General features: G+C 59.3%; 17 protein-coding genes and 1 pseudogene. 8 read left to right on the forward strand and 10 right to left on the reverse strand.

The window, feature by feature from the left end:
* Positions 1-3: 3 nt before the first annotated feature.
* The 7 genes from ABLU95_RS17840 to ABLU95_RS17870 are packed head-to-tail and all read right to left on the reverse strand — an operon-like array spanning position 4 to position 11,384.
* Positions 4-2,202 carry a glycoside hydrolase family 2 TIM barrel-domain containing protein gene (locus ABLU95_RS17840; RefSeq protein WP_348880099.1) on the reverse strand — a complete coding sequence of 733 codons (2,199 nt, stop codon included), beginning with the start codon at positions 2,200-2,202 and terminating at the stop codon, positions 4-6.
* A complete protein-coding gene (locus ABLU95_RS17845; RefSeq protein ID WP_348880100.1) occupies positions 2,192-4,882 on the reverse strand; it encodes a response regulator in 2,691 nt (896 codons plus the stop codon). The genes ABLU95_RS17840 and ABLU95_RS17845 overlap by 11 nt, the downstream gene beginning before the upstream one ends.
* A gap of 2 nt (positions 4,883-4,884) precedes the next feature.
* A complete protein-coding gene (locus ABLU95_RS17850; RefSeq protein ID WP_023289374.1) occupies positions 4,885-5,319 on the reverse strand; it encodes a hypothetical protein in 435 nt (144 codons plus the stop codon).
* Complete coding sequence (locus ABLU95_RS17855) at positions 5,316-6,710, reverse strand: DUF3131 domain-containing protein (RefSeq protein ID WP_348880102.1); 1,395 nt, start codon at positions 6,708-6,710, stop codon at positions 5,316-5,318. The genes ABLU95_RS17850 and ABLU95_RS17855 overlap by 4 nt, the downstream gene beginning before the upstream one ends.
* Positions 6,695-8,242 carry a DUF3131 domain-containing protein gene (locus ABLU95_RS17860; RefSeq protein ID WP_348880104.1) on the reverse strand — a complete coding sequence of 516 codons (1,548 nt, stop codon included), beginning with the start codon at positions 8,240-8,242 and terminating at the stop codon, positions 6,695-6,697. The genes ABLU95_RS17855 and ABLU95_RS17860 overlap by 16 nt, the downstream gene beginning before the upstream one ends.
* On the reverse strand, positions 8,239-9,570 hold the full coding sequence (locus tag ABLU95_RS17865; protein WP_348880106.1) for a DUF3131 domain-containing protein: 1,332 nt from the start codon (positions 9,568-9,570) through the stop codon (positions 8,239-8,241). Before ABLU95_RS17865 ends, ABLU95_RS17860 begins: the two co-directional genes overlap by 4 nt.
* Positions 9,567-11,384 (reverse strand): glycosyltransferase, encoded by a 1,818-nt coding sequence (locus ABLU95_RS17870; protein WP_348880108.1) that lies wholly within the window; start codon positions 11,382-11,384, stop codon positions 9,567-9,569. Before ABLU95_RS17870 ends, ABLU95_RS17865 begins: the two co-directional genes overlap by 4 nt.
* Before the next feature lie 276 nt (positions 11,385-11,660).
* On the opposite strand from ABLU95_RS17870, the gene opgC reads away from it, so the two are divergent.
* Genes opgC through ABLU95_RS17895 form a run of 5 tightly spaced genes read left to right on the forward strand, consistent with a single transcriptional unit; the run spans position 11,661 to position 15,826 of the window.
* Entirely contained in the window at positions 11,661-12,878 is a 1,218-nt protein-coding gene (gene opgC / locus ABLU95_RS17875; RefSeq protein WP_348880110.1) for an OpgC domain-containing protein, read from the forward strand.
* 10 nt (positions 12,879-12,888) lie between these two features.
* A complete protein-coding gene (locus ABLU95_RS17880) occupies positions 12,889-13,788 on the forward strand; it encodes a hypothetical protein (protein ID WP_086075785.1) in 900 nt (299 codons plus the stop codon).
* A gap of 8 nt (positions 13,789-13,796) precedes the next feature.
* A complete protein-coding gene (locus tag ABLU95_RS17885) occupies positions 13,797-15,011 on the forward strand; it encodes a SpoIIE family protein phosphatase (RefSeq protein WP_086075786.1) in 1,215 nt (404 codons plus the stop codon).
* Positions 15,001-15,339 carry an STAS domain-containing protein gene (locus ABLU95_RS17890; RefSeq protein ID WP_023289382.1) on the forward strand — a complete coding sequence of 113 codons (339 nt, stop codon included), beginning with the start codon at positions 15,001-15,003 and terminating at the stop codon, positions 15,337-15,339. Before ABLU95_RS17885 ends, ABLU95_RS17890 begins: the two co-directional genes overlap by 11 nt.
* Positions 15,340-15,358: 19 nt before the next feature.
* Positions 15,359-15,826, forward strand: a complete 468-nt coding sequence (locus ABLU95_RS17895; protein ID WP_086075787.1) for an ATP-binding protein — start codon at positions 15,359-15,361, stop codon at positions 15,824-15,826.
* Between the two features lie 45 nt (positions 15,827-15,871).
* Here the strand turns inward: ABLU95_RS17895 and ABLU95_RS17900 are convergent, their stop codons facing one another.
* Positions 15,872-16,060, reverse strand: coding sequence for a hypothetical protein (locus ABLU95_RS17900; protein ID WP_023289384.1), 189 nt, complete (start codon positions 16,058-16,060; stop codon positions 15,872-15,874).
* A 302-nt stretch (positions 16,061-16,362) separates the two neighbouring features.
* Positions 16,363-17,277: a LysR family transcriptional regulator gene (locus ABLU95_RS17905; protein WP_087849821.1), complete on the reverse strand. Its 915-nt coding sequence runs from the start codon at positions 17,275-17,277 to the stop codon at positions 16,363-16,365.
* Positions 17,278-17,385: 108 nt separating this feature from the next.
* Between ABLU95_RS17905 and ABLU95_RS17910 the strand changes: the two genes are divergently transcribed.
* Complete coding sequence (locus ABLU95_RS17910) at positions 17,386-18,147, forward strand: SDR family oxidoreductase (protein WP_065883034.1); 762 nt, start codon at positions 17,386-17,388, stop codon at positions 18,145-18,147.
* Between the two features lie 143 nt (positions 18,148-18,290).
* Here ABLU95_RS17910 and ABLU95_RS17915 read toward each other — a convergent pair whose 3' ends face one another.
* On the reverse strand, positions 18,291-18,857 hold the full coding sequence (locus tag ABLU95_RS17915; protein ID WP_023289387.1) for a DJ-1/PfpI family protein: 567 nt from the start codon (positions 18,855-18,857) through the stop codon (positions 18,291-18,293).
* 600 nt (positions 18,858-19,457) lie between these two features.
* On the opposite strand from ABLU95_RS17915, the gene tssB reads away from it, so the two are divergent.
* Together tssB and ABLU95_RS17925 are read left to right on the forward strand one after the other, a co-directional pair.
* On the forward strand, positions 19,458-19,949 hold the full coding sequence (tssB, locus tag ABLU95_RS17920) for a type VI secretion system contractile sheath small subunit (RefSeq protein WP_348880114.1): 492 nt from the start codon (positions 19,458-19,460) through the stop codon (positions 19,947-19,949).
* A 42-nt stretch (positions 19,950-19,991) separates the two neighbouring features.
* A pseudogene (locus tag ABLU95_RS17925) lies at positions 19,992-20,197 on the forward strand (type VI secretion system contractile sheath large subunit); the annotation flags it as partial.

Below are 20,197 nucleotides of genomic sequence, written 5' to 3' on the forward strand. Positions count from 1 at the left end.
GCTTCATTTAGCTGCCTGCGCCGCGGCGACGGGTTCGGTATGCTGGTTAGCGCCCACGCGTGTGCCGCGACGGTTGTCGATGCGGTAGTCGACCGTCACGGGCTGCGGGCCGGCGGGGGTGACGGTCAGCTCCCTGATCATCTGGCCGGCGTCCGGCGGTAGGGTCAGCGTGGTTTCCCCCTGAGCGAGCATCTGGCCATTTTGCCTGATCCGCCAGGTCAGGCGACAATCCTCGCAGGCCGTCCAGGTATCGTTAATCGCCCACAGGCGCACCGTCGCCGGGCTACCCTGACGCCAGCTGGCGGTCACCGGCTCGATGGATGGCAGGATCGGCTGATAGGCGCGCTGCAGGGCATAGTAACCCGCCTTCGGCTGGCGCAGATAATCCACCACCCCCCAGTTGATGGAGGGCCATGTCTCGACAAACATAAAGTGGAACAGGGCGGTCACCGGCTGATAACGCTGGCGGCGATAGCTCTCCGCTGCCAGCGCCACCAGCCTGGCCTGATAAGCCTGGGTGTTTTCAATCATCTCCTGAATAGTGTTGCCTCGTGGAATACCGGCAAATTTAAAGGTCTGGAAAGGCTGAAAATTATGGTACTTCCATCGCACCCAGCCGGGGTCGTCGGCGGCGGTGGTTTTCGGCCACAGCAGACGGGCCGGGATAATGGTCTTCAGGGTGGAGAGGCGGGGCAGCGCCTGAGCGCCAAACTCGGTAATAATCCCGGTTTTCGCCGGGGCGAGCAGGTCGCGCAGGGTGCCGAAATACCAGCCCGCCCAGTAGTGCTCTTCAACAGCGGAAAAGCGATGCACGATGCGGGAGGTATCTTCCGCCAGCGCATCGCCCACCCGCTGCGTCAGGGTCTGGTTTAAGGTTTTACGCCAGTCGGGGAAGCGTTTCTCCATCCACGGCGAGTTCCACGGCGGCTCGTTGTGACCGCCCCAGACAATAATCGCCGGCGAATTGCCGAACTGGTCCATCATCGCCCGGGTCTGGCGCACCGCGTTATCGGCAAAGGCGACGCTGTCATCATAACCCCACTGCAGCGGAACATCCTGCCAGATCATCAGCCCCATCTCATCGGCCACCTCATACAGCGCGCGGCCCGCCACGTGACCATGAACGCGGATGGCGTTGGCGTTCATGGCCGTGACTAGCCTGAAATCCCGGCGATATTTTTTCCGCGTCATGGTGCTCAGCCACGGCGAGCCAATATAGTTGCTGCCCTTGATGAACAGCCGTTTGTTATTGATGCGCCAGCCCTGATTGTCCGCCAGCGCTTCCACCTTACGTAATCCGGTGCGGGTGACGGCGGTATCCATGATCCCCCGGTTATCCGCGAGGGTGGCGCGCACCCGGTAGAGGTTAGGTTTGCCAGCACCCACGGGCCACCAGAGCTTTGCCGAGGGCATGGGCAGCGAGACGCGCAGGACGCCTGCGGTGTTCTCAAGGGTGACCGCGAAGGCCTGTTGAAAACGCGGGCCGGAAAAATTGTCCGGGGTGGCCGTCAGGCGCAGCGTGACGGGGCCGGGGGTCACGGCGCGATAGCGGATTTCGGCACGCAGAATGGGCTGCTCCAGCCCCTGTCGCCAGTCCGGGCGCAGGATCACCTCGTCGAGGGTGACGCCGCGGCTAAGATGGAGCTTCACCGGCGCCCAGATCCCTCCGGAGTTGGCATCCTGCCCCTGAACCGACCAGGCGCCGCCCGGGCGGGTATCGTGCTGGTTCAGGATCCCTTTCATCAGCGTCTTGTGCAGCGGCCAGATCGTTTGCGGGTCTTCATAGGGGCTGTCGACCCGCACGGCGAGCTGATTATGGCGGCGAACGACCCCGCTGATGTCCACCGGGAAGCGCTGAAAATACCCTTCGTGCCGGGCCAGCGTCTTGCCGTTGAGCGCCACCTCGGCAAAGTAATCGACGCCGTCAAACACCAGGGTGGCCATGGCGTCCGGCGTCAGGCCATGCAGGGTAAACTGATGGCGATACCACAGGGCGCCCTGATGATCGTATCCGGCGCTGTACCAGTTTGCCGGTACCCGCAGCGTGCGCCAGCCGCCGTCCGAAGCCTGCGCGCCGTCGAAGGCGCTGTCGTTGGCGTCATGCACCCGCCATTGTCCGGCCAGTGACCAGGTCACCGGCGCTGAGCCGGCGTGCGCCAGCGGCAGGCAAACCACCAGCAGCAGAAGACGTCTAGCGATCACGGGGAGCCTCCTGCATTCTGCGGCGCAGCCACAGGTGGCAGCCCGCGATCGCCTCGGCCAGCGTGTCTTGCAGGTCGCCCGGCACGCTCTGGTCGGGCGAGGCTGCCTGGCTCTCCAGTTGCTGGAGCACCCCGGAAAGGCGCTGAAAGCCAAGGGTGGCCGCCTCGCCGCGCAGTTTGTGGGCGGCGCGACGCCACGTCTCCCGGTCATTAGCGTTAATGGCGTGGGTAAGGGCGGCGGCGGCAGCGTCAAGCCCTGCAGCGAAGAGCCCCAGCAGCTCCTCGACCAGCTCAGGATCGTCGGCGCACTGTTTCAGCAGGCGGGCCTCGTCCGGCAGGCCTTCCTCTTCCTCCGGACCGCTATCTTCCGCCGCGCCGACGCGGGCGATGGCCTCCCGTAGCGCCTCCTGGCTCACCGGTTTGGCGATATAGCCGTCAAAGCCCATCGCCAGACAGCGCTCTTTGTCGCCCTGCATCGCGTGGGCGGTCATAGCCATCGCGGGCTGGTGCTCCCGGCCGAGCGCCTGCGTCTCTTCGCGCAGCAGGCGGATGGCGGTTTCACCGTCCATCTCCGGCATTTGCAGATCGATCAGCAGGAGATCCCAGCAGTCGGCGCGCCAGCGCGCCAGCGCCTCCCGGCCGTTGTTCACCACCTCGCAGCGGTGACCAAGCTGTTCCAGCAGCCGTCTGGCGACTTTTTGATTAACCAGATTGTCCTCGGCCAGCAGGATATGCAGCCCGGCCTGCTCCCTGACCGGTTCCGCAACGGGGGCTGGCGCTGTCGCCACCACCGGCGTGGGAACCAGAATGCCGGCGATAACCTGATGCAGTTCGCGCTGCGCCACCGGTTTATGCAGATAATGGGCAATGCCGATGCGCTTGAGCATATTGGCGTCAAAATGGCGGCTCATGGAGCTGAGCATAATAATCTGGCTTTGCCGGGCCTCGGGCAGGGCGGAAAGCTCCAGCGCCAGGGATACGCCGTCCATATCCGGCATCTGCGCGTCCAGCAGGATCAGCGGCCAGGGCGGCCCTTCGGCGGCCCGGCGTAGCGCCTCGCCGGCGTTGTCCACGCAGCTTGGCATCAGCCCCATCTGGCGAAGCATGGCGTCGAGCAGGCGCAGGTTGGTGCTGTTGTCGTCAACCACCAGCACCCGCTGGTGGTTAAAGTGGCCCAGCGGGGCGCTGTCGGCGGCGGCGTGCAGCGCTGTCAGTGGCAGGGTGAAGGCAAATTCGCTGCCCGCCCCGGGCTGGCTCTCCACCGTCAGCTCGCCGCCCATCAGGTTGACCAGGCGGGCCGAAATGGTTAACCCCAGACCGGTGCCGCCGTAGCGGCGGGTGGTGGAGCTATCGGCCTGGCTGAAAGCCTCGAAGATCGCCTTTTGCTTCTCCGGGGCGATACCGATGCCGGTATCGCGAATGCGAAAGCGCCAGCGGTTTTCGTCGTCGGCCGGCGCTATCGCCAGCAGGACCTCCCCCTGATGCGTGAACTTCAGCGCATTACCCAACAGGTTGGTCAGGATTTGCCGCAGCCGGGGTCCATCGACGATCAGCACCTCGGGCACCGCAGGGGAGATATCCACCAGCAGCTCAATGCCCTTTTCGCTGGCGGCAGGCATATGCGGGCGGATCAGCGACTGAACAAAGGGGCGGATCTCCAGCGGCTCTTCGTCCACCTGCATCTTGCCCGACTCAATGCGTGAGAAATCAAGAATGTCGTTAATAATGTGCAGCAGCGACTGGGCTGAGCTCATCACCAGCGAAAGGTACTCCCGCTGCTCCGCGGTCAGCGGCGTGTCGAGGCAGAGTTGCGTCATGCCGAGAATGCCGTTCATCGGGGTGCGGATTTCGTGGCTCATATTGGCGAGGAAGGCGCTTTTCGCTTCATTCGCCTCGCGGGCTTCCTTCGCCGCCTCAATGGCCAGCAGCTCTGCGGCTTTGCGCCGGGTAATATCCTGCAAGGTGCCGATCACCCGCTCTGCCTGCTGCTGCATATTGAGGGTGACGATCTGCCCCGAGAGCAGCATCCAACGCCAGCCCTGCGTGGGGTGCTGGACGCGAAGTTCACATTCAAAAACCGGCATATGCTCGTTTTGCGAGGCGATCATCGCCTGTTGCAGGGTGGCGCGATCGTCCTCGTGGACCAGATTGAGCATAAAACGCAGTGGAAAGCGCCACTGCGCCCGTGACTGGCCGACCATCGCCAGCAGAGTGTCATTGACCTGCAGGCTGTCGCCGGAGACCTGCCAGTCCCAGATGCCGATCTGGATCGACTCCGCGGTGAATAAAAAGTCGTCGTGAAGCTGGTGACGCGAGCGTCGGGCCTCGTCAAGCTCGGTGATGTCGGTATGCAGGCTGACAATCCCGCCATCCGCCAGCCGCTGATGCTGAACGTAAATCCGGCGGTTGCCCGACTGACGGACCTCGCAGTGGTTCGTCTGGCGGCAGTTGCGGATTATCGCCTCGCGCAGCGTCTGTTGCCGGCCTGGGTCGATGTTATATCCGGCATCGATAAACTTCTCCGCCAGGCTCTCAAGAGAGGCGCCAACGGCGAGCCAGGGCGCGATCGTTGGATAAAACAGCGCCACCTTATCATTCCAGGCCTGCAGTCGTTCGCGCTCATCGTAGATCATCACCGCCGAGGGCAGGAGGTTGAGGTCGGTACGGTTAGCGGCATGCATGATTACTGGCCAGCGGTTTGATAGTGCAGCTCAGCCTGGCGGCGCAGATACTCAAGCCCAGGGGCGATGGCCATTGCCCATGCGGTGAGGATCTCCTCATCGCACAGCGGATCGCTGGCGCGGACGGTTTTGAGCATCGCTTCCCGCCAGAGGGCAAAAAAACGCGGCGGCAGACGCAGGCCTTCCTCGCTCTGCGCCCGCGCCAGCCGTTCCAGGAAATCGGGTACAAAGAGGTCGCCGTTGACCGCCAGCATGGCGAAAAAGCTTTTAAAGATCATCTGCTGGCCCTCTTCGCCGGAGCGTTGTGAGAAGTGCTGCTCGGTTTCCGCAGACATATGGATAAAAGTAGTGTAGAAGGCCTCGAAGAAGCGCTGTTTGTCGTGCTCCGGTACGACGCGATTCAGGCTGGCTTCAAAGAGATCGCGATAAAACTTCATGGTGCGCTCCTCATGACCCGTTCGCCCGGCAGGCAGCGGCGGGGCGGGTTAAATTCGTCCGTCGCGCGGCGGGCAAAGTAGCTGTTGTCATCCGCGAGGCCGTTTTTGAACAACGGCCCGGCGTTGTGTTTGTAAAACAGCGCCTCCAGCACCATGGCGTTGGTGGAGAGGGTGAGGGTGGCGTTGACGTCGCCGGTGGCCTCGACCCGACCTTCAAACCAGCCGCGCTGCGGGTCGTTAAGATGGGTAGTGACCGCCATCAGCGCATCGGTATACTCGGTTTCCCACAGCGTCCACAGGACAAAGACCGCTTTGGTGGTCACCTGCGCCAGCCGGGGGTAGTATTTCCCGTCGTCCCCGAGCGTATTCCAGGCGTAGCCATTTCCCCAGACGGTGTCTTCCACGTGCCAGGGCGCCTGGGTAAGCGAAAAATCGGCCCGGGCGGTGAGCACCTTATCCTGCGTCCAGCGCGTTTTCTGGCTGAGCCATATCCCTTCCGCCCGGGCGCGCATGGCTTTTTGTACCTCTTCCGACACGCCAGGCGGCTGCCAGCCGAACTCCAGTCCCGGCAGCATGGCGGGCAGAGTGGAGAGCACCACGGGTTGCCAGGTGGTTCGCGGGTCGCGGTCGTCAACGGCGAGGCGGCGCTGATAAATAATCACATGGCGCGCCGGGGGAGAGAGAGCCTTGCCGGCCGGAAATCCCCACAGGCGGAACGCGCTGGCGGCGTATTCACTGTCTCCCAGCCGGAGCTCCTCGCGGATCGTCCGCTGCCCGTTCTGCAGTGAGGCGGACCACAGCTCACCGTCTTTATCGATCACCGGACAGAAGTTCCAGCGCAGGATAATTTTATCAATGTACTCGCCATACTGCGGCGCGCGTTCGGCGGTAAGCCGCAGGGCGAGCATCAGTCGCGCCATATCTTTCGCTGACCAGCCGCTGCCCGCCGGTTTGCCGCTGAAGTCGACAGGGGTCGCCGTCTGAGTGGAGTATAGCCTGCCCGGCGAACCGCCGTCGGTCAGCGTCAGTCGATTGAGGGTGCCGAGCAGGGGCGTCAGGCGGGCGTCGAATTCCGCTTCCTTTACCAGCCCCAGCTCTCTGGCGGCGAGCAGGGCGATAAGGGTGTCGCCCATCTGCCATAGCGTCGCGCGGGGCTGTTTGTCGCTGCCGTTGACGAGGCCGGTTTGCGGCTGGGTATTGTTCTCAACGTACCGCCAGGCGATCTGCGCCCACGTCCGCTCCTGCGGCGTCAGGCTGCTGATACGGGCGGTGGTGTGCCAGCCGCCTTTAGTCAGCCAGCGCCACCCCGCGCCTTCGCGACCAAACAGCGCCAGGGCGATAAGCAGCAGGACGACGGCGACGGCCAGCCAGCGGGCTATGGTTTTAAGCATTGCGCGGTCACCGGCGGAAGTTTAACGGGCTCGTCAGCCTTGCAGGCGGCGCACTGGCAGGCCTGGCAGGCGGGTTGGGTGCGCTGCGTGGTCCCGGTCTGCTCGCACCATGTTTTGACGGCCGGGGTGTTGCTCAGGAACGGGCGATTGCGCGGGCCGTTATTCGGTTCAAAGAGATCCACCAGCTTCTTGTCCCACAGCGACGGGGCGAAATTGCGGTTTTTCGGATTGTCGCTGGAAAACTGCAGCAGTTTGCCCTCTTTTTTAAACAGCAGCGCTTCCAGCATGATGCCGTTATTGTTGGCGGTAAATTCATTGATTGGCCCGTCGCCGTTCTCATACAGCCCCTCGTAATAGCCTTTACCCGCTTCGTTCGCATTTTCAATGGCGTCCAGCAGACGATCGGTATAGGGCGAGTTCCACAGCACCCACATCCCCATCGCCGCTTTGAGCGACACGGCGGCGCTGTTCGGTACGAACTGGCCTTTGTCGGTTATGGTGTTCCAGTTAAAACCATCGCTGAACACCGTGTCATAGACAAAGTACGGGGATTTATCGAGCTGATGCTCGGAGCGGGCGGTGAGGATCCCGGTGATGGCGTAGCGATTCTCCTGGGCCTGATAGACCCGGTCGGCAAAGTTTTTCATCCATGGATGGGAGTACTCGCGCGGGCTGTTGTTCCGGTCAGCAGGATTATCAAAGCCAAACTCCATGCCATACAGCACGTAAGATTCACTGACCACATAGTTATGCTGGCTGGTTTGCCGCGGGTCGCGCGAATCATAGGGGACCAGCACGCAGTAAATCTCCGCCAGCTCGTAGGGCTGCGGCCGGCTGGCCTGACAGGTGTTAAATCCCCACAGCTGAAAGCCCGCCGCGCCGTACTCCTCGTAGCCCAGGCGGCCTTCCTGAACGTATTTTGGCTGGCCGTTTTCCAGATACACCCCGTACAGCGTGCCGCAGGGATCGACCACATGGCTGAAATCCCACCCCAGCACCACGTTATCGATGCTGTTGCTGTATTCCGGATAGCGCTCCTTGATCACCTTCAGCCAGATCAGCATTCTGCCGATATCCAGCGCCGAATAGCCGATTTCGCCCGGCTTGTTCTGGTAGTTCACCTTCTGTCCGCTCACGGTGTTATAGGCTTTGTTGGGCAATTCGTTATGGAATAAATCGAGCTTATTCAGCGTGGCGAGAAACTTCAGCATCCGACGGTCGAACTCCGCCTTATCAATAATCCCCAGCTCACGGGCCGCGGTCATCGCGGCCAGATAGGAGGCGCTGTCCCACATGGTGGTGGAGGGGTATTTGTTCACCGCATTGACCAGCCCGGTGGTGGGCTGAAAGTTGGCGACGAAATATTGCCAGGCGTTTCTGGCGATAGTCATCTCCCTCGGCGTCAGCTCCCCGCTGCGCGGGGCGTATTCCGCAGCCGGCAGACCGGTCGCGGCCTGCGCGCCGGAGAGCGAGAGCCACAGCGCCATGAGTCCGGCCAGCAGGGGAAAACGGGATAAATAGGTCAGCTTCATGGCGTTGCTCCTGCTGAGGACGAGGGGAGAGGGGCATGGCTCAGGCAGGCCAGACACAGCATCTGCCCCCGGGAAATGTAGGCCAGGCTTTCCAGCACGATCGCGTTGGTATCGCCGTCAATAACGTCGTTGACGCTGCGGTTGAGGTTTAACCCGCGCTGCCAGCCCCTGCCCGGGACCTGCAGCGTCTGGACCTGCTGGCGCAGCGCTTCGCTCCAGCTATTACGGAACAGGGCGTACCAGGCAAAGGCGGTGCGGGTGGAGGTGATCGCCGATTGCTCCGGGGCGGCGCTGCGCGGGACGAAGGCGCTCTGCGGCTGCCGGTCCGCCAGCGCGCTGGCATAATCCGGCGCGGGCTCGGCGTAGTCGGTGCTGATCGGCGGCTTGCTGACCCTCAGGCTATGACGGCGCTGCTGGATTTGCATGATGCGCCAGGCGATCTCCGCACTCTGCGCGTCAAAGCCCAGCTCAAGCCCGGTGAGCAGGTACGGCAGGCTGATCAGCGAAGGCTGCCGACCCCAGGGCGTGCGCAGCCCCTCGTCGGGCACCATGATGCCGTCGATATCGATCATCTGCTGCCCCTGCGGCGGGTTGGTCACCGCCAGCCCCGCGGCGCTGTCGATCAGCCGCAGCGTATGGCTGGCGTACAGCCGGTAGCCAAAGCTGTCTCGCGGTTCATCCGCCGCCAGCGCCCAGTGGTGCAGCGGCGCCGCGGTCTGGCTGGCGGGGCTGTTGCTGATGAGCGCGCCGACCCGCCACTGATTAAACAGATCCCGCACCGCGGCGGCGTGCTGAGGATAGCGCCAGAGCAGCGTTTGCAGGGCCGTGAGCAGGCGTCCCATACCGATGGCGGAGGAGTCCGGGTTGCCGAGGATCTGCAGCGTGTCGGCATGGTACTGAGCGGCGGGCAATCCCTGGGCGTTGAGGGGCAGTTGACCGAGCGTAAACAGGGCGGCGGCAATGCGCTCATCACCTTCGGCGGCGGTCACAATATGCAGCTGCTCTGCGGCGACCACGGCGAAAAGATAGCTGCCGACGCTCCACAGGCTAAGCCAGGGTTCGCCATCGTGCGCGTTGGCCAGACCGTTTGGCTGAGTATTATTCACATAATACTGCCAGGCCACTCGCGCCCAGATCGCCTCGTCAAAGGTCAGCTCGCGCGGGGCAGGGAGCGGCGGAAAATCCTGGCTCAACGTCATCCCACCGCTGCTCTCGACGCGCGCGGGCATTTGTTTTTCCACCCACACGACAATCGCAAAACCCAGCAGGAAGCCAATGAGGATGGTGAGGTAGCTGCGGGCGGGGAGCAGGGCATCGCGGATCCTCATCGACTTGCCTCCTGCTCTTCGGGGGGCGTCCATATGGCGGCGAAGATCAGCGGCAGCATGGCGGCAATATTCACTGCGCCCCAGAAAATGTTGATGACGTACCCGGAGGGGTCGTCAACCTGCCCGCGCGCCACCTGAATGCCGCCCCATATCAGCCCCGTCAGGGTGAGTATAACGATGGCAATTTGCGGCTTGACGAGATAGAGAAAACGGCCCGTCTGTCTCTCTTTTGGCGTGACGTGAAATTTGATCTGCTCCCCGCGCAAAACGGTGTTTAGCGCCCGCAGATTCATCGAGAAAAAGGAGAGGTAAGAGGCCCGGCCGTCCCAGGCCGAAATGCCCCAGGTGCCGAACATAAAGGCCAGTTCGGAGACGATAAAAAAGGGTAAAAAGTGCAGATAGAAAGGGGTAGACCACGCCGACACCGGGGGAATGCCGGTGAAGAGATAGATAATGGGCGAAATCAGGAACACGGTATTCCATACGCAGGCCAGATAGGACCAGAAGGTGGTCGCATACATCAGCGTTTGCGGCAGCGAGAGTTTAAAGCGGCGGCGGCTGAAGATGTTGTCATGGAACAGGATATCCAGCGAACCGGCAGCGTACTTAAAGCGCTGGATCATCCACGTCAGCATATCCTGCGGCGAGAGCATTTTCGACTCGATCCGCGGGTGCATTACCGAGCGCCAGCGGCGGGCAGCGTCGCCGTGCAGCAGGATGGAGGTATAAATATCTTCCGAGACGTGGAACTTATAGGGCGTCAGTTCAGTATCGTAGGCCACGTGGGGGCGCATGGCCTCCTGCAGCGCTTCCCGCGTTGCCGGGTCGCGAATATCCCGCGTATGACGCGCGATCTCTGCGTCAACGCTCCAGACGTAGCTGCGCAGCGCGGCCTGCATCACCGCTTCCCGACGGTGAACGGAGGCGGCGCCACAGCAGAATGCGGCATTAGCCCAGTTGCGGCGCCGTAAAATCACGTCGTAAAACATGCGCGGATCGTTGAAAAACGGATCGCGACCGATAGTCACCGGACCGACGATTTTCTGCGCCAGCCAGCCTACGCCGTAGCCTGCGCCGCCCGCTTTACGCCGCAGCCAGCGCGCCAGATCCTCCCCCTCCGGGAGATCGAAAAACCATTGCGGGGTCTGCACCCAGGCGACGTCCGGATCGCGAAAATAGCCGAGCGTATTGCTCAGCAGGGTCGGGAAAACGCGGGTATCGGCATCACAGATGATCAGAAAGTCGCCATCGGTATGTTCCAGCCCATTGCGCAGGTTACCGGCCTTATAGCCGATATTGCTCTGACGGGTGATATAGTTCGCCCCCTCCTGCTCGCAGACCGCCTTCATCTCCGGGCGACGCCCGTCGTCAAGAACATGCACCTTATAGTCGAGCGGACCGGGATAGGTCATCCGCATGGCGTCACGGATCGACAGCCTGACCAGCTCCACATCTTCGGAGTAGGTGGCGATAAACAGATCGACTTTAATCGGCCTCGACTCCACCGCTTCATCCGCTCGCAGACAGTCGTTAATCTCCGTCGGGGGGACGCCTGGCGGAGGATCTTTTTCCTGCCATAAATTAATAGTGAACAGGACTGTGCCAATCCACGCCAGGGTTTCCGCCAGCGCCAGCGGAACGGCATACCATAGGGCGTCGGTATTTAAAGACGCGGCCCAGCGCCAGTAAATATAATTGGCGCCGAGAACCAGGGCGGCTACGGCTAATACCTGCCAGATCATCCTCACCCAGCGCGGGGTGCTGAGCGGCTCAGGCGGTCGACGATGTTCAAAACGGGAAAAATAAAAATCCATAGCAAGGATATCCTGATTCCGCGCTGAGTTTGAATGACTGGTCTGTTATTGATTGGCAGCGTTCTGCAGAACGCACAGGGGCTTATAAATAACAGTAAAGTGAGTGTAGATGGTGGCGTAAAAATTTCAATAGCGCGAACTGGTAGTCACCGGGATGACTTAACATAGTGTGATGTACGCAGGCGGAATTTATAAAATGAGCGTTGCAAGATAGCGCATTCTACACTATCTAAATAATTTGTAATAATTGTTGCAGGGTAGACGACAGGATCCCTCATGAGCCAGGTTGTTTCAGCGATTTCGCAAAAAGAAACTGATAAATCAACGGCCTGGCGTTACTCTCAGGCCGGGGATCGCGACCTGCGTATCGACTTTATGCGCGGTATTGCCCTCGTGATGATGGTGGTGGCGCATACCGAAGTGATGTCGATATTTAATATTTTCAGCTGGGAACGATTTGGTTTGACCACCGGTGCCGAGGGCTTTGTGATCCTGTCCGGCTTCATGTTAGGGATGCTAAATCGTGTCAGATTACAAAAGGCAGTATTACTGACGGTGAGCTGGGGGCTTTATCTTCGCGCCTGGAAAATATATCAGGTTAATATTATTATTATTGTCTCTTTTCTTTTGCTGAGATATTTACCTCATATTAATGTCTATGAAGTCACTCATTTTACCGACCGCTTTTCCGGGACCAGCTGGTCGCTTTATCCGCTAACCCCACAAATAAAAGAGACGTGGTTTAACATTATCCTTTATCTGCAGATTGGCCCGCATCAGACGCAGATCCTCGGTCTCTATATTTTTTTGTTATTGCTCAGCCCGCTGTTTCTCGGCATGCTGCAAAAGGGTCACGTCTACCCATTACTAGGCGTCTCGCTGCTGATCTACGGCTGCTGGCAACGCTGGCCGGTACGGGTGACGCCCTGCGAATTTGAATTCGCCTTTCCCCTGATGGCCTGGCAATTTATCTTTGTGCTGGGAATGTGCTGCGGCTGGTACAAAGCGGAACTGATCTCTTTCGCCCGCACGCCGCCCGGCAAAGTCGCCGTCGCGGCGCTGGTGTGCATCGCGCTTATCCTTGCGTTTGTCGCCCAGAATCATACCAATCCTTTTATGCCGCCCGCGCTGCTGATGCACGTGATCCCACCGGCGGAATTTAACGCCTTTTACCATACCTGGGCGGCGAAAAACGGCCTCGGGCCGGTACGGATCCTTAATGATATCAGTCTGATGGTCACTATTTATCTGCTGTTGACCTGGTGCTGGCGCCCCCTGAACTGGCTGGCAGGCTGGTTCCTGATCCCGCTCGGGCAGCGTTCGCTCTACACCTTTATTTTGCATGTTTACATCGTGCTCGCCGTAAGCCAACTGGTCACCTTCGATCTGTGGCGCCAGGCGTGGATAGTGAACACCTTGATCCATGCCGCCGCGCTGGGCGTACTGTGGCTGATGGCCAAATACCGCGTCGCCGCACGCTGGATACCTAACTAAGGAAGGGCAAATGCGGGAGAAATATATGCTGGCCTGCGCGCTATGGTGCGCCATCGCAGGTGCCGAAGGAGCAGAGAAGAACGACGCACAACCGCTGCGTGATAAAAATGGTGAACCGGTGCAGGCCGGGGTGTTTACCAGCCGCTGGGGACGACTTTTTTCCGGGAATGACAAGGTGTTTTCCGGAGCGCTGAGCTTTAGTTCGGGTTTAAAAGAGCAGTGGATGACCGTCCCCAACAGCTCAGACAGCGCAGAACAGAAGAAAAAATATAATCAGACGCTGAACCTCAGCCTGCAATACTCGCCTTACAGCTTCTGGTTCGCCAACGTGACATCCCGTTTACCGGTGACCGATACCAGCCGCTATACCGCCGATTTTCGCTATAGTTTTGGCTACGACGACTGGCATGCCAACACCGTCAGCCTGGTTTACAGTAACTATGGCGATAACCACTTCTGGACCTCGGGCAGCAAGCGTCACACCTATTTTGAGCAGGGGGCGATTACCCTGGCGTATAAATTTTCGCTGCCGAAACCCATGGAGCATGCGCTATTGATTAACAAAGGCGATGCCATTATCTGCCAGGTAGGCTACAGCTGGGTGCCGCGCTATTACGATCTGGAGAGCGATGACATCCGTAAAAACAAAAACGTGCTGCTCGGCGGTTGCGGATATACCTTTAAGCAGCATTTTTTTGTGCGCGCTACCGCGTTCTGGTATCCGGACAGTAGCCAGCAGCAGCCGTGGAATGGCGACTACAGTTACAGTTTCGGTTACGCGGGCTATACGCCAGGATCGTTCTCTGTGCAGTATGCCAACTATGCCGGTACCCGCTATCCGGGGCACGGCAGCGGCAGCGGCAAGTTTCGTGAAGGCACGATCAGCCTTATCTGGTTCTTGCCGATTTAGGAGGCGCGATGTCGGCACAGCACGTCCTGATTGTTGAAGATTCGCTGGTTTATCGTCGGCTGCTAAGCCGGATGTTGACGCAGTGGGGCTATATCGTCAGTGAGGCGGAAAACGGCGTCGCCGCGCTGGCGATCCTCGAAAACCAGCCCGTCAGCCTGGTGATAAGCGACTGGGAGATGCCAGAGATGAATGGCCTGACGCTGTGCCGGGAAGTTCGCCGTCGCCAGTTTGGTCACTACGTTTATCTGATATTGCTTACCGCTCGCGAAGACCCTGGCGATTTAACGCAGGGGTTTGAGGCCGGGGCCGATGATTTTCTCAGCAAACCGGTAGAGCAGAGCGAACTGCGGGCGCGGCTGCACGCCGGGTCGCGGATCCTCTCCCTTGAGGCTGACCTCGCCGCGCGCAATGCGCGGCTGAGCGAAGCGCTGCGACAGATTGAACAGGATCTGGAGCTGGCGGCGCGCATTCAGCAGTCGGTTCTCCCGGCTCATCAGCTGCGTCATCAGGGATTTTTCTCCGACTGGATTTTCCTGCCCTCGGCCTGGGTGTCGGGGGATATTTTTAACGTCTTCCCGTTGGGCGATCGGCTCGGATTTTACTGCGTGGATGTCTCCGGACACGGCGTGGGGGCGGCGATGATGTCGCTCGCCGTCGCCCGCCAGTTTCTGCATGGCAGGGCCGTTGAGCGCTTTCTTTTTACGGCAGACAACCAGCCGGCGTCGCCTGCCGAGGTGGTGGCGATCCTTAATGATCGTTTTTGCAGTGACGAAACAGAGATTGTCAGCTATTTCACCCTGATCTATGGCGTCATCGACCTGAAGACCGGCGCGGGCAAACTCTGTCAGGCCGGGCATCCCACGCCTTTTATCGTGAGCCCGGACGCAGCCGTCCGTCCGGTCGGCAGCGGCGGGGCGCCGGTGGGGTTGATAGACCATCTCTCCTGGGCAGATGTCAGTTTCTCACTGGCGCCGGGAGAGCGGCTGTGCCTGTTCAGCGACGGCATCACCGAATGTGAAAACCGGAGCGGTGAACAGTTTGGCGAGGCGCGTTTACAAGCGTGGCTGCAGGACAGCGTGACGCAGCCGCTGCCCGCGCTTCTGCCGCGGTTTGCCCGGCACCTGATCCGCTGGCGCAGTGGCGACGCGCACGAGACTCAGGCGATGGCCGATGATGTTTCACTCTTGATTATTGAACGAACAGGGGACAGTGATGAAAATTGAAACCGAACGGCAGGCCTCGGTGACGATCCTGACGCCGGCGGTGCGTCGGCTGGATGCTTCCGTCGCGGTAGCCTTTAAAGCGGCAATCGCCCAAGAGATAGGCGAAGATCGCACCGATCTGATTGTTGATTTCAGTAAAATCGATTTTATCGACAGCAGCGGTTTAGGAACGCTGGTTTCCCTGATGAAAATGATGAATGGTAAAGGAGAAATGACACTGTGCGCGCTGAACCCCGGCATCCGCAATATGTTTACCCTGACCAGGATGGATCGTATTTTTCGTATTTGCGAGGATCGCACTTCAGCCCTTGCGCAGTTCAATCCGTGATGCGCCCGTGAATAACGTCATGCTGTTTCCTGCCCAACTCAGCTCGCTTTCACCGCTGGCGGCGTGGCTGACTCAACAAATGACGCCGCTGTCCGTCGGGGAGGAGTGGCGCTTCGCGCTCGATCTTGCCGCCTGTGAGACGGCCACCAATATCATTCGCTATGCGCTGCATGAGGATCGGCAACGCGTTTTTCGTGTCGAATTTATCGCAGCGGAGGACCGGGTGACGCTGCGCTTTATTGATGCAGGAGAGGTCTTTCCGGCCGAGCGCCTGGCGCTGGCGCGTAGCGATGAGCGCTTCGATGTCGATCCGTTAGCGGAAAGCGGCAGAGGTTTGCGGCTCATTCTGCGCGCGGTGGACTATTTTAATGTGGAAACCCGCGCCGGGGAGAATGTGACGACCCTGATAAAAGCGTTGCCGGATGCCGGCCTTCGCCATTCCACCGACGGTGCGTCAGGTGAAGGACCAGAGGTTGCCCCCAGGTGAATCACCGGGGGGATTTTCCCGCCCGCGTTCACCAGCTTCATCGTCTTATGGCTGTGCCTGAGCGGTGGACAGCGCGCCCAGGTGATAAGGGCGAATAGTATCTAAGGTCATCATGGCCGATTTGCAGAAAATGCATTTCGCACCAAAGGGATTTTTTTCCGTCACGTCAAACTGGGACGTTCTGTACTGGGAGCCATGGCAGCATGGGCATCTAAAATGGATATGTTCAATCATAATGTAAACCTTGTATGGGTAATGTTCTGTTGAAAAGACAATGGTCGTTTTCAGGGAAATTAACGCGGCTGATTTTTGTTAGTGGTAAGCCGGGTATTGGGTCAGACGGAGGGCTTTTTTAACGAGCCAACAGGGGTCTGACAGGGCCTGTTTACAGAAAAAGCAAAATACTAACGGGACTGCTCAAAGGAAGGTGGTATCAGGGATAACGCCTGGAGATGAGAACACGTGCTTCGATAATAATTTTTCGTCTGGTAAATCGACTTAATGATTAACGCACGAGCCGCAAATAATAGCAAACGTTATTTTAGCCTTCCGGATGCCTGCTGCGCCAGGGGCGCCTTCATCAGCGCCGTCACCCAGTCGATAAATACCTGTACCCGGGCAGAGAGCTGCCGGCTGCTGGGATAGAGCAGGGAGAGCGGCAGCGGCGCAGGGCGAAAATCAGCCAGCACCTCCGTTAACCCACCGGATGCCAGATCGGCCTCAAGGCGGGACAAGGGTGCCTGATACAGGCCAAAGCCCAGCCTGGCCGCTTCGGCGCCGACGTCGGCATCGGAAGTCAGCAGCCGACAGGGCAAACTGACCTCGGTCTGGCGGCCATCCAGGGTAAAACTGAGCGGCAAGGTACGGTGCGTGCGCGATGAAACAAAACCGATCGTCACGTGTCCCGCCAGCTCGTCAATCGTATGCGGGGTACCGTACCGGGCGAGGTAGGCCGGGCTGGCGCAGGTGATCTCCTGCAGCATGGCGAGCGGCCGGCAAATCATCTCGCTATCGGGAAGATGGCCGCCGCGAATGACGCAATCTACCCCTTCGCGGACCAGATCGACGTCGCGCTCGCTTTCGCCAATCTGCAAGGTAATGGCCGGATAGCGGGCGAGAAACTGCGGTAGCGCGGGCAGCAGCAGGGTTCGCGCCAGATTGCCCGCCACGTCCACCCGGAGGGTGCCGGAGATGCTCCCTCCGGCGCTGCGGTTGGCCTCCTCCAGGGCCGCCAGGATGGAGACGCAGCGCTGATAATACAGCGAGCCCTCCGCCGTCGGCTGCACGTGCCGGGTGGTGCGCTGCAGCAGGCGCGCCCCAAGGCTGGCCTCCAGCGCCTTAATGGCTGCGGTCGCCACCGGCCGGGAAAAACCCAGATCCGTGGCGGCAGCGCTGAACGAACCCCGTTCGACGATACGCACGAACAGGGTCAGGGTATCCAGTTTATCCATGACATTGTTCCAGCTGGCAAAACAATCCTGTCGCACCATGCGGTCTTATCGTCGGCATTCAGAGGCCTATAATCGCTCATGTTTTCAGCAGAGATAAAAGGGGAAAACATGAACAATAGCGCAAAAATCGCCCTGGTGACAGGCGGCAGCCGTGGCCTGGGCCGCGCGACCGTTGAAGCGCTGGCTCCGCGCGGCGTGAATGTGGTATTGACCTACAACGCGCATTTCGCCGAGGCGACCGATGTGGTCGCGTGGGTTGAAGCCCAGGGCTCGCGGGCGATCGCGCTGCCCTTCAGCGCCGGCGAAACCGACACCTTTGACGGGTTTGTCAGCACCTTTCAGGCGGCCCTGGCGGAGCTGGGGGCCGATCGGTTTCATTACCTGGTCAATAATGCCGGCAATGCCAGCGGCATGGGGTTTCTGAACGCTACCGAAGCGGAGCTCGATGCGCTTTATCGCATCCATGTGAAGGGTGTTTTTTTCCTTAGCCAAAAATTATTGCCGCTGCTGGCCGATGGCGGGCGAATTGTGAATATCTCGTCCGGACTGACCCGTATCGTGATGGCGAATCGGGCGCCCTATGCAGTCATGAAGTCTGCGGTGGAAACCCTGACCCGTTATATGGCGTTTGAGCTGGGCGGCCGCGGGATCACGGTGAACTGCGTGGCGCCGGGCGCCATCGCCACGGATTTCAGCGGCGGGGTGGTGCGGGATAACCCGCAGGTCGCTCAGGCGGTGGCGAACATGACGGCGCTTGGCCGACCGGGGGTGCCAGAGGATATCGGGCCGATGATCGCCTCGCTGTTATCCGATGATCATCGCTGGGTTAATGCCCAGCGCATTGAAGTTTCCGGGGGAATGCGCATCTGAGGCGAGGAGACAATCCGGCCAGCGTTTCGCTGAGCTGAATCAGGTTTGGCGGCAGCGGAAACGGCCGTTCGAAAACCGCCGGGCCGGTAACAAAGAGAGCGCCAGCGCGGCGATAGTCCGTTCACTTAGTCAGAGAAAATGCGTTACTCCGCCAGCAGGGCGGCGAATTTCGCCAGCCACTGCGGGTGCGCCGGCCAGGCGGGGGCGGTGACCAGATTGCCGTCAACATGCGCCTGATCGATACCGATATCGGCATAATGCCCGCCGCTCAGGCGCACCTCCGGGGCGCAGGCCGGATAGGCGCTGCAGGTCCGCCCCTGCAGAATCCCGGCGGCGGCCAGCAGCTGTGGCCCGTGGCAGACGGCGGCGATAGGTTTACGCGCGGCGTCGAACGCCTGGACCAGTTTAATGACCTGTTCGTTCAGACGCAGATACTCTGGCGCGCGTCCGCCGGGGATCAGTAGCGCGTCGTAATCCTCGGCCTTCACCGCGGCAAAATCGGCGTTCAGGGTGAAGCGGTGCCCCGGCTTTTCGCTGTAGGTCTGGGCTCCGTCAAAATCATGGATCGCCGTCATCACATAGTCGCCGGCGGCTTTATCCGGGCAGACGGCATCGACCTGGTGGCCAATCATCTGCAGTGCCTGAAAAGGGACCATCGTTTCGTAATCTTCGGCGTAATCGCCGACCAGCATCAGGATCTTCTTGCTCATTATTTTTACTCGTTGTGGGAGAAAGGTGTCATAGATATAGCCTGGCGATCCGCAGAATGCGACCTCCTCAGGAGGCCGATGACGGTGGCGTGCGCATCTTGTAACCGGGTTCATATTTTTTTGGTAACGACAACTTTTTTCGCCATCGCGCTGTGGTCAGTCGCCCAGAAAAATAGGCTCTTCAGCCACTGACGACTGTCTGCGGAGGAACATATCGCTGGGTCCGCGGTCATTCCTCGTCACGTTCGCTGACCGGTTAGCGCAAACCAGTTGCTGGGAAAAAGGTTGCTCTTGAATGTTTTGCCGCGCGGGTGACGATAAATTGCGTTGCGAGGGGATGATTTAATTCCAGGTGCTGTTATCGCTATGTTTATTCTTATATTTTTCTTTGGTGCGTAATTTATTTTGATTATTGTTTTAGGTTTTGTATTTATTTATTAAATATTTATCCTGGCGCTAAGAAAAAATAAAATCATTCACCTTGTGAGTATATTCAATAAATCTTCTTGTTAAGTTGATCGATAATCTATTTCTGTTTTATTATCCTCAGGCTTTTACCGTCAACTCTTCAATAATTATTCCCTGAGGAAAGGAACTGCTATGGCTGATACGTTCCAGAATGAAGTGCCTAAGGCTCGAATTAATCTCAAATTATCTCTCCACACCGGCGGCGTGCAAAAAAAGGTTGAGCTGCCATTAAAGCTACTTACCATTGGTGATTTTAGTCACGGTAAAGGAAACCGGCCATTATCGGAAAGAGAAAAAATTAACGTCAATAAAAATAACTTTAACAGCGTACTTTCGGAATTTAGCCCGGAGGTGAATCTCTCGGTGCCGAATACGCTGGCTGGCAATGGCGAAGAGGAGAACGTCAGGCTGCGTTTTACCGATATCAACGATTTTGAACCGGAGCAGATTGCCCGGCAAATTCCACAACTCCGCACCATGCTGGCGATGCGTAATTTATTACGCGATCTCAAATCCAATCTGCTTGATAACGCCACTTTCAGAAAAGAGCTCGAGGCAATTCTGAAAGATCCGGCGCTGTCACAGGAATTACGCGACGAAATGAGTGCGCTTGCTCCGAAATAATGGCGGGGCAAGTCTGTTAATGGAATAACCGGGAAAATGCTAATGTCTGTTACCACAGAAAACAGCCCTGTTCAGGGGCAAACCGCGCTGCAGGAAAACACGGCGAGCGAGGGCGTTTACGCGTCGCTGTTTGAAAAAATCAATCTCGCCCCGGCCTCTCGCCTCGGGGACATCAACGACTTTCTGGACGATACCGCGCTCTCCGAGGCGCCGGCGGCGGAGCGTCTGACCGCGGCGATGCAGGTGTT

The sequence above is a fragment of the Klebsiella sp. GG_Kp146 genome (assembly GCF_040061975.1).
Taxonomy (GTDB): Bacteria; Pseudomonadota; Gammaproteobacteria; order Enterobacterales; family Enterobacteriaceae; genus Klebsiella; species Klebsiella quasipneumoniae.